Here is a 14210-nt window from a genome sequence, read left to right on the forward strand (position 1 = left end):
ATGCCGATCACCCCAGGGGACGCCCCCCGGACCCCGGACGTACAGGTGGGCCCCCTCGACCTCGTCGCCAGGGTCGACGACGCGCTGGCCGTGCAGGCACTCGCCTTCGGCCTGAGCGAGGAGGAGATCGGCGTACGGCACCACATCGTGCTGCGGCACCTGATGTACCCGGGCTGTCGCGCGCTCGGCGCCACCACCCCCGAGGGCCGGCTCGCCGGGTTCGTGTACGGCATGCCCAACGACCGCGCCCACTGGTGGTCCACCGTGGTCGAGCCGTATCTGCGCCGCGAGGGGCTCGAAGGCTGGCTCGACGACTCGTTCACCATCACCGAGCTGCACGTCCACCCCTCCTTCCAGGCCCGCGGCATCGGCCGCGACCTCATCACCACCATCACCGACGCGGTGCCCCAGCCGCGCTCCATCCTCTCGGCCATCGACATCGAGAGCCCGGCGCGCCGCCTCTACCGCTCGCTCGGCTACCGCGACCTCGCCCGCCAGGTCCACTTCCCCGGCGCGCCCCGCCCGTACGCGGTGATGGGGGCCCACCTGCCGCTGCGCAGACGCTCCCAGCCGCCCGTGGAATCGGATTAACGCCGGGCGGCGGCGCGCGGTTACGCTCCTGCCGGACGCCCGGCAGACCGCCGGGGTCCCACGGCGACGCAGCCCCGCAGCCCCCGCACCGCAGGAGAACCCCTCATGTCCCGGTCCCAGGTCCAGCGCATGTCCCGTCTGATGGCCAAGACACTGCGCGAGGAGCCGGCCGACGCCGAGACGCTCAGCCACAAGCTCCTGGTGCGGGCCGGATACGTGCGCCGCAGCTCCGCCGGGATCTGGACCTGGCTGCCGCTCGGCAAACGGGTCCTGGAGAACGTGACCAGGATCGTCCGCGAGGAGATGGACGCCTTCGGCGCCCAGGAGGTGCTGCTGCCCGCGCTCCTGCCCAAGGAGGCGTACGAGGCGAGCGGCCGCTACGAGGAGTACGGCGACCTGCTGTTCCGCCTCAGGGACCGCAGGGAGGGCGAGTACCTCCTCGCGCCCACCCACGAGGAGGTCTTCACCCAGGTCGTCCAGGACCAGTGCACCTCCTACAAGGACCTGCCGGTCGTGCTCTACCAGATCCAGACCAAGTACCGCGACGAGGCCCGACCCCGCTCCGGCGTGCTGCGCGGCCGCGAGTTCCTGATGAAGGACTCGTACTCCTTCGACACCACCGACGAGGGCCTCGCCGCCTCGTACGCGCTGCACCGCGAGGCGTACCAGGCGGTCTTCGCCCGCCTCGGCCTCGACTACCGGATCGTCTCCGCGGTCTCCGGCGCGATGGGCGGCTCCGCTTCCGAGGAGTTCCTCGCGCCCGCCGCCGCGGGCGAGGACACCTTCGCCGACTGCCCCGCCTGCGACTACGCGGCCAACACCGAGGCCGTGCGGTTCACCGCCGCCGTGCCCCCTGCCGAGGCCCCAGGACCGGTCGAGGAGCTGGACACCCCCGACACCCCGACCATCGAGGCGCTCGCCGCGCACCTCGGCGTGCCCGCCTCGGCGACGCTGAAGAACCTGCTGGTGAAGGTCGACGGGGAGATCGTCGCCGTGGGCGTGCCCGGCGACCGCGAGGTCGACCTCGGCAAGCTCGGCGAGCACCTCGCGCCCGCCGAGGTCGAGCTCGTCACGGCCGAGGACTTCGCCGGCAGGCCCGACCTGGTCCGCGGCTACGTGGGGCCGCAGGGCCTCGGCATCCGCTACCTCGCCGACCCGCGCGTCGCGCCCGGCACCGCGTGGGTCACCGGCGCCAACAAGCCCGACACCCACGCGCGCGACGTGGTCTGCGGCCGGGACTTCGAGGTCGACGACTACCTGGACGTCGTCGTGGCCGAGCCCGGCGACCCGTGCCCCGCCTGCGGCGCGGGCCTCACGCTCGACCGGGCCATCGAGGTCGGCCACATCTTCCAGCTCGGCCGCAAGTACGCGGACGTCTTCAAGCTCGACGTGCTCGGCCAAGACGGCAAGCCCGTGCGGGTCACCATGGGCTCGTACGGCCTCGGCGTCTCCCGCGTCGTCGCGGCGATCGCCGAGCAGACCGCGGACGCCCAGGGCCTGTGCTGGCCGCGCGAGGTCGCCCCCGCCGACGTGCACGTCGTCGCCGCGGGCAAGGCGGCCCAGACCGGGCTGGCGCTCGACGCGGCCGAGCAGCTGGCGGCGCGGGGCCTGCGGGTCCTGGTGGACGAGCGCGCCGGCGTCTCGCCCGGCGTGAAGTTCACCGACGCCGAGCTGATCGGCGTGCCCGCCATCCTGGTCGCGGGCCGCCGCGCGGCGGAGGGCGTCGTCGAGCTCAAGGACCGCCGCACCGGCAAGCGCGAGGAGCTCACGGTCGCCGAGGCCGTCGCAGCGCTGACGGCCTGAGGCCCGGAGCCCCGGCCGCGCCCGGGCGGCGGGGAGCCGGGGCGTCAGAGCCAGCTCGCGAACTCCAGCAGGACCTCGGCGGCCGGCCCGCGGCCCGCGTCCAGTGCCCGCGTGGCCGACTCCACCGCCCGGAACAGCGCCCACGCCCGCAGCCTGTCCCGGTCCACGTCGAGCGAGTCGGCGAGGCGGTTCATCCGCCGCCGCGCCGACGAGGCGCCCGACTCCGAGGCGACCAGGTCCTCGACCCGGTCGCGCGCGGGCCGCGCCAGGTCGTAGGCGCGCTCGCCCACCACCGGCTCGGGACCCACGGCCAGCCAGGGCGCCCGCTCGCCCGCGAGGACCTTGCCCTGCCGGAACGCGCCGTGCAGCAGCACCTCGTCGACGGCCGAGCCGACCATCGCGGCGCGCGCGTCGAGCGCCGCCTCCACCAGCACCGCGGGCGCCCGGCCCGCGCGCATCGGCCCGGCCTGCCGCCCGGTGCGCTCCTCGACCGTCTCGAAGCCGTGGCCCTCCGGCGGGTCGACCCACAGCCTGCGGATCGTGCCGGCCGCCTCAAGCAGCGCCTTCGCGTCCGGCAGGGACCGCAGCGACACCTCGGGCCGCAGCCGCTCGATGAGCACGGAGCCGTCCCCCGCCCCCGGCCCGCCGGCGTCGGCGTCGGCGTCGTACGTCTCGACGGCGCCCCAGCCCTTCCAGTGGGCGAGCGCGGCCCGCTCGCCGCCGGGGTCGGCGAACGGCGGCGCGATCTTCAGCGCGGCGGGCGCGCCGTCGGGCCGCCGCACGAGCAGCAGCAGGCTGTCCCTGCCGCCCGGCGCGACCAGCCGCTCCACCGTCAGGCCGCGCGCGGCCACCGCGTCGGCAGCGAGCGCGGGCAGCCGCCCGAGCCAGGCGTCGGCGCGGGGCGCGCCGTACCGCTCGGTGAGCGCGTCCACCAGCCGCCGAGGCGGTTCGAAAGCCATACGTCCCCGCAGTCCTGCCGGTCGGCACCGGCGGCGGTCACGCCCGTTCGGCGAGACCCGGAAAGGCTACGCCGGAGCCCCGCCAGTGGGCCGCGCGCACGGCCGCCCCGCTCAGCGCGCCCGCCGCGTCGGCCCGTACGGCCCCCCGGCCCGCCCTGACCAGGTCCGCGTAGACGTCCGCCACCCTGTCCTCCAGCTGCGCCGCGAGGCGCACGGCGGAGTCGGCCCCGGTGACCGGGAACGGCAGCGCATACGCGGCGGCCGCGGCCCTGGGCGTGCCGCCCAGGTCGCGCACCGCCCGGGTGAGCGCGTCCCGCCTGGCGCGGTGCGCCGCGTAGGCGGCGTTCGCCTCGGCCTTGCGGTCGGCGGCCGCCCGCCCGCCCACGACGCCGTAGCCGTACACGGCCGCGTGCTCGGCCTCCAGCGCGGCCTGGGTGGCGTCGAGCAGGGCGCTGTCCTTCGCGTCTTTGGGGTCCTGCGCGGCGGCGGCGCGTGCACGGCTCATCGGCGGGCTCCCGTGGACAGCAGGTACTGGTGGACGGCGCAGGCCGCGGCGATCGACGCCAGCAGCCGCGCCAGCTCGGGCGGCGCATCGAGCAGCGCGGCGGACTGCTCCTTTGCGGCCTGCCGCTCCGCGTCGGCGAGGCCGCTGAGCGCCGCTGCGGGATCCGCGGGCACGGACACCGGGTGCTTCGCGCCCGCCACGGCAGGACGGCCCGTGCCCGAGGCGGAGGGCGCGGCCGACGGCGAGCCCGCCGCCAGCGCCTTCACATGCTCGGCCACGGCCGCGCGCAGCGGCGCGAGCCTGGCGGACTCGGCGGGATGGCGGGCCAGCACGGCGTCGTACCGGTCGAGCAGGGAGCTGCTGGTCGCCGCCGAGCGGGTGCGCAGGGCCGCCGCCTGCGCCGCGGCCGCGTCCGTCCCGCGCCGCGTCCCCACCGACCCGTCCCCCGAGCCGGTGCACCCCGCGAGCAGGGCGGCCGCCGCGGCCGCTCCCGCGCCGGCCAGGGCCCGTCTGCGCGTCGTGCCCGTACGCCCCACGTATGCCTCCAGTGCCCTGCCCGGGCGCTCTCGTCGGGCCCGCCGCGGCCGCCGGGCGGGACTTGAGACGACCGCCCGCCCCCGCGGGGCCGGGTGATCTTCGCAGGCGAGCGTACCCGCGGTAGGGGGCAGGTGGGCAGCAACACCCTTGCGGACCGGATACCCTTTGGGACGGACAGGTCCGGCACGGTTCCGGCCCCAGGACGAACGACAGACGAACGACAACAGCACACGCGGCCGAGGAGTCACCCGGATGAGCACCACTCAGAGCGACAGGCTGCGGGGTCTGCTGGAACCGCTCGTCGGCGCGGAGGGCCTCGACCTGGAGGAGATCGAACTCTCCAGGGCCGGCAGGTACCGCGTGCTGCGGGTCGTCGTCGACTCGGACGAGGGCGTGGACCTGGACACGGTCGCCGAGCTGACGCGCGCCGTCTCCGCCCGGCTCGACGAGGCCGACCCGCTGGGCGACGAGCAGTACCAGCTCGAGGTGACCTCGCCGGGGGCCGAGCGCCCGCTGACCGAGCGCCGCCACTACGAGCGCGCCGTGGGCAGGCTCGCCAGGTTCAGGCTCCAGGAGGGCGGCGAGGTCGTGGCCCGCATCCTCTCCGTGGACGACGAGGGACTCGACACCGAGGTGCCGGGCGTGAAGGGCCGCAAGGCCACCGCCCGCCGCCTCGCCTTCGCCGAGATCGCGAAGGCGCGCGTGGAGGTCGAGTTCAACCGCAAGGACAAGAGCACAGAGGAGGCGTAGCCGTGGACATCGATGTGAAGCTCCTGAAGGGCTTGGCACATGAGAAGGAGATCCCCTTCGAGCTGCTGGTCGAGGCGATCGAGTCGGCCCTCCTCATCGCGTACCACCGCACCGAGGGCAGCCGCAGGCACGCCAGGGTCGAGCTGAGCCGCGACACCGGTCACGTGACCGTGTGGGCGACCGAGGACCCGGCCGACCTGGAGGAGGGCCAGGAGGCCAGGGAGTTCGACGACACGCCGTCGAACTTCGGGCGGATCGCCGCGACCACCGCGCGCCAGGTCATCCAGCAGCGCCTGAAGGACGCCGAGAACGACGTGACCTTCGGCGAGTACGCGCGCCGCGAGGGCGACATCGTCGCCGGCCAGGTCCAGCAGGGCAAGGACCCGAAGAACGTCCTGGTCAAGCTGGACGACAAGCTGGAGGCCATCCTGCCGGTGCAGGAGCAGGTCCCCGACGAGGAGTACACCCACGGCCTGCGGCTGCGCACGTACGTCGTCCGGGTCGCCAAGGGCGTGCGCGGCCCGTCCGTCACGCTCTCGCGCACCCACCCGAACCTGGTCAAGAAGCTGTTCGCGCTGGAGGTCCCTGAGATCGCCGACGGCTCGGTCGAGATCACCGCGATCGCCCGCGAGGCGGGCCACCGCTCCAAGATCGCCGTGCGCTCCACCCGCTCCGGCCTCAACGCCAAGGGCGCCTGCATCGGACCGATGGGCACCCGGGTGCGCAACGTGATGGCCGAGCTGCACGGCGAGAAGATCGACATCGTGGACTGGTCGGACGACCCGGCGGAGATGGTGGCGAACGCTCTGTCGCCCGCCCGGGTGAGCAAGGTCGAGGTCGTCGACCTCGCCGCCCGCAGCGCCCGGGTCACCGTCCCCGACTACCAGCTCTCGCTGGCGATCGGCAAGGAGGGCCAGAACGCCCGCCTCGCCGCCCGCCTCACCGGCTGGCGCATCGACATCAGGCCGGACACCGAGCAGCCGGAGGGTGAGCGGACCCCTTCGGCCCCCGCGGGGCAGGGCACGGAGCCGGGGTCCGCCGACCGCGGCTGAACGGCTCCCGGCCTGCGGCGGCCCGCCACCTTGCGCAAGGCCGCCCCGTAGGGATGAGATCGGTGTGGGGAGGTAGACTTGACTGTGTCTGGTCGGACGAGCGACCGCGCCTGCCCCGAGCGAACCTGCGTGGGGTGCCGGGAGCGAGCGGCCAAGGACGATCTGCTGCGCATCGTGGCGGTCCAGGGACACTGCGTCCCGGATCTTCGCGGTACGCTGCCCGGCCGGGGTGCGTACGTGCATCCCGTATCGGAATGCCTTGATCTGGCGGTACGCCGCCGGGCCTTCCCACGGGCGTTCCGGGTTCAGGGACCGCTCGACACCGCGCGGCTGCGCGGGACCGTCGAAGCGGCCGGGGGCACGGACGGCACGGCAGGGAAGAAGCAATGAAGTACGGCACGGGACCCCGTGCGGTTCAGGTACCTCGCGAGTCGGAAGTAGGTCGAGATTGCGATGAGCACTCGATGAGTACGCGATGAGTACGCCCATGAAGTAGCGACGGTCCGGCGGTAACCCGGACCTAAAAGGAGCGAAGTGGCTAAGGTCCGGGTATACGAACTCGCCAAGGAGTTCGGCGTGGAGAGCAAGGTCGTCATGGCCAAGCTCCAAGAACTCGGTGAATTCGTCCGTTCGGCGTCGTCGACGATCGAGGCGCCCGTAGTACGCAAGCTGACCGACGCGCTCCAGGGCCCGTCGGGCAACGGCAACGGCAAGTCCGCAGCCAAGCCCGCCGCGCCCCGCAAGAGCGCACCTGCCAAGCCCGCCGCGCCCTCTCCGGCGCAGACCGGCGGCGCCAAGCCCGCGGGGGAGCGGCCCGCCGCCCCGAAGCCCGGCGCACCGGCCCCCAAGCCGGCCGCCGCCGAGGCCCCGCGGCGCAGCACCCCCGCCCCCCAGGCGCCCGGCTCCGCGGCCCCGCGCCCTGCGGCTCCCGGCCCGCGCCCCGGCCCCAAGCCGGCGCCCGCGGCACCCGCGGCGCCCGAGTTCACCGCACCGCCCGCGCCCCCGGCCTCCGGGCCTCGGCCCGGCGCGCCGTCCCCTGCCCAGGGGGCGCGCCCCGGCGCGCGTCCCGGCCAGGGCGACCAGCGGCAGGGCGGCGACCAGCGCCAGGGCGGCCGCCCCGGCGCCCCGCGCCCCGGCCAGGGCGGTGCAAGGCCCGGTGCGCGGCCCGCGGGCCCGCGTCCCGGCAACAACCCGTTCACGTCCGGCGGCTCCACCGGCATGGCGCGCCCGCAGGCGCCCCGTCCCGGCGGCGCGCCGCGCCCCGGCGGCCCCGGTGCCCCCGGGGGCCCCCGTCCGCAGGGCCAGGGCGGTCCCCGTCCCCAGGCCCCCGGCGGCCAGGGCGGCAGGCCCACGCCCGGCGGCATGCCCCGCCCCCAGGGCGCGGCAGGCGGTCCCCGTCCCGGCGGCGGCAACCGTCCGAACCCCGGCATGATGCCGCAGCGTCCGGCGGCGGGCCCGCGGCCCGGCGGCGGTCCCGGCGGCGGTCGCGGTCCCGGCGGCGGCGGGCGTCCCGGCGGTGGCGGCGGTGGCCGTCCCGGCTTCGCGGGTCGTCCCGGCGGCGGCGGTGGCGGTGGCTTCGCCGGCCGTCCCGGCGGTGGCGGCGGTGCTCCAGGGCGTCCGGGCGGCGGCGGCTTCGGCGGCGGGCGTCCCGGCTTCGGCGGGCGTCCCGGCGGCCCCGGCGGCCGCGGTGGCACGCAGGGCGCGTTCGGCCGTCCCGGCGGTCCCGCGCGGCGCGGCCGCAAGTCGAAGCGGCAGAGGCGCCAGGAGTACGAGGCCATGCAGGCCCCGTCGGTCGGCGGTGTGATGCTGCCTCGCGGCAACGGGCAGAGCGTCCGCCTGTCGCGCGGTGCGTCCCTCACCGACTTCGCCGAGAAGATCAACGCCAACCCGGCGTCGCTCGTCGCGGTGATGATGAACCTCGGCGAGATGGTCACGGCCACCCAGTCGGTCTCCGACGAGACGCTCCAGCTGCTCGCCGACGAGATGAACTACGTGCTGGAGATCGTCAGCCCGGAGGAGGAGGACAGGGAGCTCCTGGAGTCCTTCGACATCGAGTTCGGCGAGGACGAGGGCGGCGACGAGGCCCTGGTCTCACGGCCGCCGGTGGTCACCGTCATGGGCCACGTCGACCACGGCAAGACCCGCCTGCTGGACACCATCCGCAAGACCAACGTGGTCGCGGGCGAGGCCGGCGGCATCACGCAGCACATCGGTGCCTACCAGGTCACGACGGACGTCAACGGTGAAGACCGCAAGATCACCTTCATCGACACCCCGGGCCACGAGGCGTTCACCGCCATGCGTGCCCGCGGTGCGAAGTCCACGGACATCGCGATCCTGGTGGTCGCGGCCAACGACGGCGTGATGCCCCAGACGATCGAGGCGCTGAACCACGCCAAGGCGGCCGACGTGCCGATCGTGGTCGCGGTCAACAAGATCGACGTCGAGGGCGCCGACCCGACCAAGGTGCGCGGCCAGCTCACCGAGTTCGGCCTGGTGGCCGAGGAGTACGGCGGCGACACCATGTTCGTCGACATCTCCGCCAAGCAGGGCCTGAACATCGACAGCCTGCTCGAGGCCGTGGTCCTGACCGCGGACGCCTCGCTCGACCTGCGGGCCAACCCGGAGCAGGACGCGCAGGGCATCGCGATCGAGGCCCACCTCGACCGTGGCCGCGGCGCCGTCGCCACCGTGCTCGTCCAGCGCGGCACGCTGCGCGTCGGCGACACGATGGTCGCGGGCGACGCGTACGGCCGCGTCCGGGCGATGCTCGACGACAACGGCAACAACGTGGAGGAGGCGCCCCCGTCGACGCCGGTCCTCGTGCTCGGTCTGACCAACGTGCCGGGTGCGGGCGACAACTTCCTCGTCGTCGACGAGGACCGCACGGCACGCCAGATCGCCGAGAAGCGCGCGGCCCGCGAGCGGAACGCGAACTTCGCCCGCAGGGGTGTCAGGTTCTCCCTGGAGAACCTGGACGAGGCGCTCAAGGCGGGCCTCGTGCAGGAACTCAACCTCATCATCAAGGGCGACGCGTCCGGTTCCGTCGAGGCCCTGGAGTCCTCGCTGCTCCAGCTCGACGTCGGCGAGGAGGTCGACATCCGGGTGCTGCACCGCGGCGTCGGTGCGGTCACGGAGTCCGACATCTCCCTGGCGATGGGCTCCGACGCCATCGTGATCGGCTTCAATGTGCGCGCCGCCGGGCGTGCCGCGCAGATGGCCGAGCGCGAGGGCGTGGACGTCCGGTACTACTCGGTCATCTACCAGGCGATCGAGGAGATCGAGTCGGCCCTCAAGGGCATGCTCAAGCCGGAGTACGAGGAGGCCGAGCTCGGCACGGCGGAGATCCGCGAGATCTTCCGCTCGTCCAAGCTGGGCAACATCGCCGGTGTGCTCATCCGGTCCGGCGAGGTCCGCAGGAACACGAAGGCGAGGGTCATCCGCGACGGCAAGGTCATCGCGGAGAACCTCAACATCGAGGGCCTGCGCCGCTTCAAGGACGACGTCACCGAGATCCGCGAAGGCTTCGAGGGCGGTATCAACCTCGGAAACTTCAACGACATCAAGATCGACGACGTCATCGCCACCTACGAGATGCGCGAGAAGCCGCGCGGCTGACCCGGGCATCCCGCGGCACCTGAGGTCCGGGGCCGTCCGGCGGGGGAAACCCCGTCGAACGGCCCCGGCCGCCGCGTGTACGGTTCGGGTGATCCCGGCCGTGCCCGGCACGGCGGCAGCCGCCGTCGCCACGGCGGCAGGCACTCACGAACCCGTACCGGCGGGACATCCGGACGCGCATGTATGTGGGGACCCTGTCCTTCGATCTGCTGCTCGGCGACGTACGGTCGCTGAAGGAGAAGCGATCCGTCGTCCGCCCGATCGTCGCGGAGCTGCACCGCACGTACGCGGTGAGCGTCGCGGAGACGGGCCTCCAGAACCTCCACCGCAGGGCCGAGATCGGCCTCGCCGCCGTCTCGGGGGACCTGACCCGTCTCACGGACGTGCTGGACCGCTGCGAGCGCCTGGTGGCGGCCCGTCCCGAGGTGGAACTGCTGTCCGTGCGGCGGCGGCTCCACGGCGAGGACGACTGAGCGCGCCGTGCGCGGCCGGGCGGCCCCCTGCCCCGGCCGTCCCGCCCGAACCGAACCAACCGTTCAACCGAGAAGAAGAGAGTGACGACCGGTGACCGACAACGCGCGGGCCCGCAAGCTGGCCGATCGCATCCAGGTCGTGGTCGCGGAGACCCTGGACCGGCGCATCAAGGATCCGCGGCTCGGCTTCGTGACCATCACGGACGCCCGCGTCACCGGCGACCTGCGGGAGGCCACGGTCTTCTACACGGTCTACGGCGACGACGAGGAGCGCGCGGCCTCCGCCGCGGCCCTGGAGAGCGCGAAGGGCGTCCTGCGCTCCGAGGTGGGCCGCCAGACCGGCGTCAGGTTCACCCCGACGCTCGCGTTCGTGCCGGACGCCCTCCCGGACAACGCCCGCACCATCGAGGACCTCCTCGACAAGGCGCGCGCCAAGGACGCCGAGGTCCGCGAGGTGTCGACCGGCAAGACGTACGCGGGGGACGCCGACCCGTACCGCAAGCCGGACGACGACGAGGCGGAGGCGGAGACCGGGTCGCGGGCAGGCGACGGCGCGGACGGCGAAGCGGCGGGCGGTGCCGCCGCCGAATGACCGAGCAGAACCGGACGCCCGACGGCCTCGTCATCGTCGACAAACCGTCGGGCTTCACCTCGCACGACGTCGTGGCGAAGATGCGCGGGATCGCGAAGACCCGCCGCGTCGGCCACGCCGGCACCCTCGACCCCATGGCCACCGGCGTCCTCGTCCTCGGCGTGGAGCGCGCCACCAAGCTCCTCGGCCACCTCGCGCTGACCGAGAAGGAGTACCTCGGCACGATCCGGCTCGGCCAGGCCACGGTCACGGACGACGCCGAGGGCGAGACCACCGCGTCCGCCGACGCGTCCGGCGTCACCAGGCAGGCCGTCGACGCGGGCGTCGCCGAGCTGACCGGGCCGATCATGCAGGTGCCCTCCAAGGTCAGCGCCATCAAGATCGACGGGAAGCGGTCGTACGCCCGGGTGCGCGGGGGAGAGGAGTTCGACATCCCGGCCCGGCCGGTGACGGTGTCCTCCTTCCGCGTCTACGACGTGCGCCCCGCGGTCGCCGACGACGGCACGCCCGTGCTCGACCTGGTCGTCTCCGTCGTCTGCTCGTCGGGCACGTACATCAGGGCGCTCGCCAGGGACCTCGGCGCGGGGCTCGGCGTCGGCGGCCACCTCACGGCGCTGCGCAGGACCCGCGTCGGCCCGTACGGCATCGACGCGGCGAAGACCCTCGACCAGCTCCAGGAGGAGCTTGCGGTGATGCCGGTCGCCGAGGCGGCAGGGGCCGCGTTCGCCCGCTGGGAGGTGGACGAGCGGCGCGCGAAGCTGCTGCTGAACGGCGTACGCCTGGAGATGCCCGCCCATCCGACCTCGCCGGTCGCGGTGTTCGGTCCTGACGGGCGCTTCCTCGCGCTGGTGGAGGAGCAGAAGGGCAAGGCCAAGAGCCTGGCGGTCTTCGGCTGAGCGGTGCGGCGCGCCCGCCTCGCCTTGAGGAGGCGCGCCGTTCCCGGTCCCGCGGAGTGCGTCCCGTGGGCGGGCGGGTCGCGCCTGCCCGCCGCACGGCTCCTCCCCCTCCACGCGACCATCTGTCCGCCGGGCGGGGTCCCCGCACCCCGCGGACGGGGGCGCCCGGAGTGACGGCGGGGTCACTCGGGGGCGCGTTCGGCCCCGGGTACCGCGACATGGCAGTCTTGGGGATGCTTAGTCGACAACGGACCAGAACAGTTTCGGGCGAGGAGCGGTCACAGTGCAGCGCTGGCGTGGCTTGGAGGACATCCCCCAGGACTGGGGGCGCAGCGTCGTCACCATCGGCTCCTACGACGGCGTGCACCGCGGGCACCAGCTCATCATCGGCAGGACCGTCGAGCGGGCGCGCGAGCTCGGCGTCCCGTCCGTCGTGGTGACCTTCGACCCGCACCCGAGCGAGGTCGTGCGGCCCGGCAGCCATCCGCCGCTGCTCGCGCCCCACCACCGCAGGGCGGAGCTGATGGCGGACCTCGGCGTGGACGCGGTGCTGATCCTGCCGTTCACCGTCGAGTTCTCGAAGCTGTCCCCCGCGGACTTCATCGTCAAGGTCCTGGTCGACAAGTTGCACGCCCGCCTGGTCGTGGAGGGCCCGAACTTCCGCTTCGGCCACCGGGCCGCCGGCAATGTCGACGTGCTGGCCGAGCTCGGCGCCACCTACGACTACGAGGTCGACGTGGTCGACCTGCGGGTCACCGGGGAGGCGGGCGGCGGCCGGCCCTTCTCCTCCACCCTGACCCGGGGCCTGATCGCCGAGGGCGACGTCCAGGGCGCGCGGGAGATCCTCGGCAGGCCGCACCGCGTCGAGGGCGTCGTCGTGCGGGGCGCGCAGCGCGGCCGCGAACTCGGCTACCCCACGGCCAATGTCGCGACCCTCCCGCACTCCGCGATCCCCGCGGACGGCGTCTACGCGGGCTGGCTCACCGCGGCGGGCGAGCGGATGCCGGCTGCCGTGTCCGTCGGGACCAACCCGCAGTTCGAGGGCGTCGACAGGACCGTCGAGGCGTACGCCATCGACCGCGTCGGGCTCGACCTGTACGGGCTGCACGTCGCGGTCGACTTCCTCGCGTACGTGCGCGGCCAGGAGAAGTTCGAGTCCGTCGACGCGCTCCTCGAAGCGATGGCGGGCGACGTCAAGCGCTGCGCCGACCTCGTCGCCGCCTACGACGCGGACCACGGCACCGCCTGACCGCACGCCGGGTGGACCGCCGGGTCAAGAGCGGGCAGTACCGGCTCCCAAGCCGACAGGGCGCTGCACTACAAGGCGGGCTACCTCGCCGAGATGCTCAAGGCGGGCGAAGGTGCTCCTCGCTGCTGCGTTCGTCCTGCGGGCCGAGATCGGCGCGCGGCGTGCGCTGGAGGGGTGCGTCTAGCGTTCTGCGACGGGCCAGTGGCAGGCGGCCGTGTGGGGTCCGTGGCCGGGGAGTACGGGCAGGGGCCGGGTGCGGCAGGCGGCGGCGGTCTCGGGGCGGGCGGGGCCCGCGGCGGCGAGGAGCCCGCAGCGGGCGTGGAAGCGGCAGCCCGGCGGGACGCGCGTCGGGTCGGGGGGCTCGCCCGTCAGGACGGCCGGGGGCCCGGGGGAGTCGGGCAGGACCGAGAGCAGCGCCCTGGTGTAGGGGTGGCGGGGCGCCGAGAGGACCTCGTCGACCGGGCCTGCCTCCACGATCCGGCCCAGGTACATGACGGCGACCCGGTCCGCGATGTTCCACGCGAGGCCGAGGTCGTGGGTGACCACGAGCGCGGACAGGCCGAGCGTGTCGCGCAGCGACAGCAGCAGGGCGAGGATCTCGCCGCGCACCGACGCGTCGAGCGAGGCGACCGGCTCGTCGGCGACGAGGAGCTCGGGGCGCAGCACGAGCGCGCCCGCGATCACGACGCGCTGGCGCTGGCCGCCCGACAGCTCGTGCGGGTAGCGCAGGAAGAACCGCTCGGGCGGGCGCAGCCCGGCCCGCGCGAGCGCCTCGGCGACGGCCGTGCGCTCGTCGCCTGCGCCGCCGTGGATGCGCAGGCCCTCGGCGACCGCGTCGTACACCGTGTGGCGCGGGTTGAGCGCGCCCGTCGGGTCCTGGAGCACCAGCTGGACGCGCCTGCGGTACGCCTTGAGGGCCCGCGCCCCGTAGCCGAGCGGCTCCCCCGCGAAGACGACCCGGCCCGCCGTGGGCGGCACCAGGCCGAGCAGGGTGCGCGCCAGCGTCGTCTTGCCGCACCCCGACTCGCCGACGAGCGCGACGATCTCGCCCCTGCCGACGTCCAGGTCGACGCCGTCGACCGCGCGGGCCGGCGGGCCGCCGCGCCGCCCCGGGTAGGTGACCGCGAGGGCGTCGGCGCGCAGCAGGGCCCCGCCCGCAGGGGCCTCCTTCATGACCGGTGCCGT

14 protein-coding genes are annotated in these 14210 nt (G+C 74.5%); 10 read left to right on the top strand and 4 right to left on the bottom strand.

The genetic code is table 11. From position 1 onward, the window contains the following. Nucleotides 1-591 (top strand): GNAT family N-acetyltransferase, encoded by a 591-nt coding sequence (locus AB0910_RS07995; protein WP_366743656.1) that lies wholly within the window; start codon nt 1-3, stop codon nt 589-591. Between the two features lie 105 nt (nt 592-696). Next, nucleotides 697-2394 carry a proline--tRNA ligase gene (locus AB0910_RS08000; protein WP_366743657.1) on the top strand — a complete coding sequence of 566 codons (1698 nt, stop codon included), beginning with the start codon at nt 697-699 and terminating at the stop codon, nt 2392-2394. A gap of 44 nt (nt 2395-2438) precedes the next feature. Here AB0910_RS08000 and AB0910_RS08005 read toward each other — a convergent pair whose 3' ends face one another. The 3 genes from AB0910_RS08005 to AB0910_RS08015 are packed head-to-tail and all read right to left on the bottom strand — an operon-like array spanning nt 2439 to nt 4394. Continuing rightward, nucleotides 2439-3353: an aminoglycoside phosphotransferase family protein gene (locus AB0910_RS08005; protein ID WP_366743658.1), complete on the bottom strand. Its 915-nt coding sequence runs from the start codon at nt 3351-3353 to the stop codon at nt 2439-2441. A 37-nt stretch (nt 3354-3390) separates the two neighbouring features. Then, on the bottom strand, nt 3391-3858 hold the full coding sequence (locus AB0910_RS08010) for a ferritin-like domain-containing protein (protein WP_366743659.1): 468 nt from the start codon (nt 3856-3858) through the stop codon (nt 3391-3393). Next, on the bottom strand, nt 3855-4394 hold the full coding sequence (locus tag AB0910_RS08015; RefSeq protein WP_366743660.1) for a hypothetical protein: 540 nt from the start codon (nt 4392-4394) through the stop codon (nt 3855-3857). Before AB0910_RS08015 ends, AB0910_RS08010 begins: the two co-directional genes overlap by 4 nt. Nucleotides 4395-4647: 253 nt before the next feature. On the opposite strand from AB0910_RS08015, the gene rimP reads away from it, so the two are divergent. The 8 genes from rimP to AB0910_RS08055 all read left to right on the top strand — a co-directional run bounded on the left by rimP (nt 4648) and on the right by AB0910_RS08055 (nt 13025). Next, nucleotides 4648-5145, top strand: a complete 498-nt coding sequence (gene rimP, locus AB0910_RS08020; RefSeq protein WP_366743661.1) for a ribosome maturation factor RimP — start codon at nt 4648-4650, stop codon at nt 5143-5145. 2 nt (nt 5146-5147) lie between these two features. Next, the gene (gene nusA, locus AB0910_RS08025; protein ID WP_366743662.1) at nt 5148-6197 is read left to right on the top strand and encodes a transcription termination factor NusA; all 1050 of its coding nucleotides are present in this window, start codon (nt 5148-5150) and stop codon (nt 6195-6197) included. An 84-nt stretch (nt 6198-6281) separates the two neighbouring features. After that, nucleotides 6282-6587, top strand: coding sequence for a YlxR family protein (locus tag AB0910_RS08030; protein WP_366743707.1), 306 nt, complete (start codon nt 6282-6284; stop codon nt 6585-6587). A gap of 144 nt (nt 6588-6731) precedes the next feature. Beyond that, nucleotides 6732-9815, top strand: a complete 3084-nt coding sequence (gene infB, locus AB0910_RS08035; protein ID WP_366743663.1) for a translation initiation factor IF-2 — start codon at nt 6732-6734, stop codon at nt 9813-9815. Between the two features lie 179 nt (nt 9816-9994). Continuing rightward, entirely contained in the window at nt 9995-10288 is a 294-nt protein-coding gene (locus AB0910_RS08040; protein WP_366743664.1) for a DUF503 domain-containing protein, read from the top strand. A 91-nt stretch (nt 10289-10379) separates the two neighbouring features. After that, complete coding sequence (gene rbfA / locus AB0910_RS08045) at nt 10380-10880, top strand: 30S ribosome-binding factor RbfA (protein ID WP_366743665.1); 501 nt, start codon at nt 10380-10382, stop codon at nt 10878-10880. Next, the gene (gene truB / locus AB0910_RS08050) at nt 10877-11776 is read left to right on the top strand and encodes a tRNA pseudouridine(55) synthase TruB (protein ID WP_366743666.1); all 900 of its coding nucleotides are present in this window, start codon (nt 10877-10879) and stop codon (nt 11774-11776) included. Before rbfA ends, truB begins: the two co-directional genes overlap by 4 nt. A 283-nt stretch (nt 11777-12059) precedes the next feature. After that, the gene (locus AB0910_RS08055; protein ID WP_366743667.1) at nt 12060-13025 is read left to right on the top strand and encodes a bifunctional riboflavin kinase/FAD synthetase; all 966 of its coding nucleotides are present in this window, start codon (nt 12060-12062) and stop codon (nt 13023-13025) included. A 180-nt stretch (nt 13026-13205) separates the two neighbouring features. Here AB0910_RS08055 and AB0910_RS08060 read toward each other — a convergent pair whose 3' ends face one another. Further along, the gene (locus AB0910_RS08060) at nt 13206-14198 is read right to left on the bottom strand and encodes an ABC transporter ATP-binding protein (protein ID WP_366743708.1); all 993 of its coding nucleotides are present in this window, start codon (nt 14196-14198) and stop codon (nt 13206-13208) included. Nucleotides 14199-14210: the final 12 nt, after the last annotated feature.

It is taken from the genome of Streptomyces sp. NPDC047002 (genome assembly GCF_040704505.1).
Classification (GTDB): Bacteria; Actinomycetota; Actinomycetes; order Streptomycetales; family Streptomycetaceae; genus Streptomyces.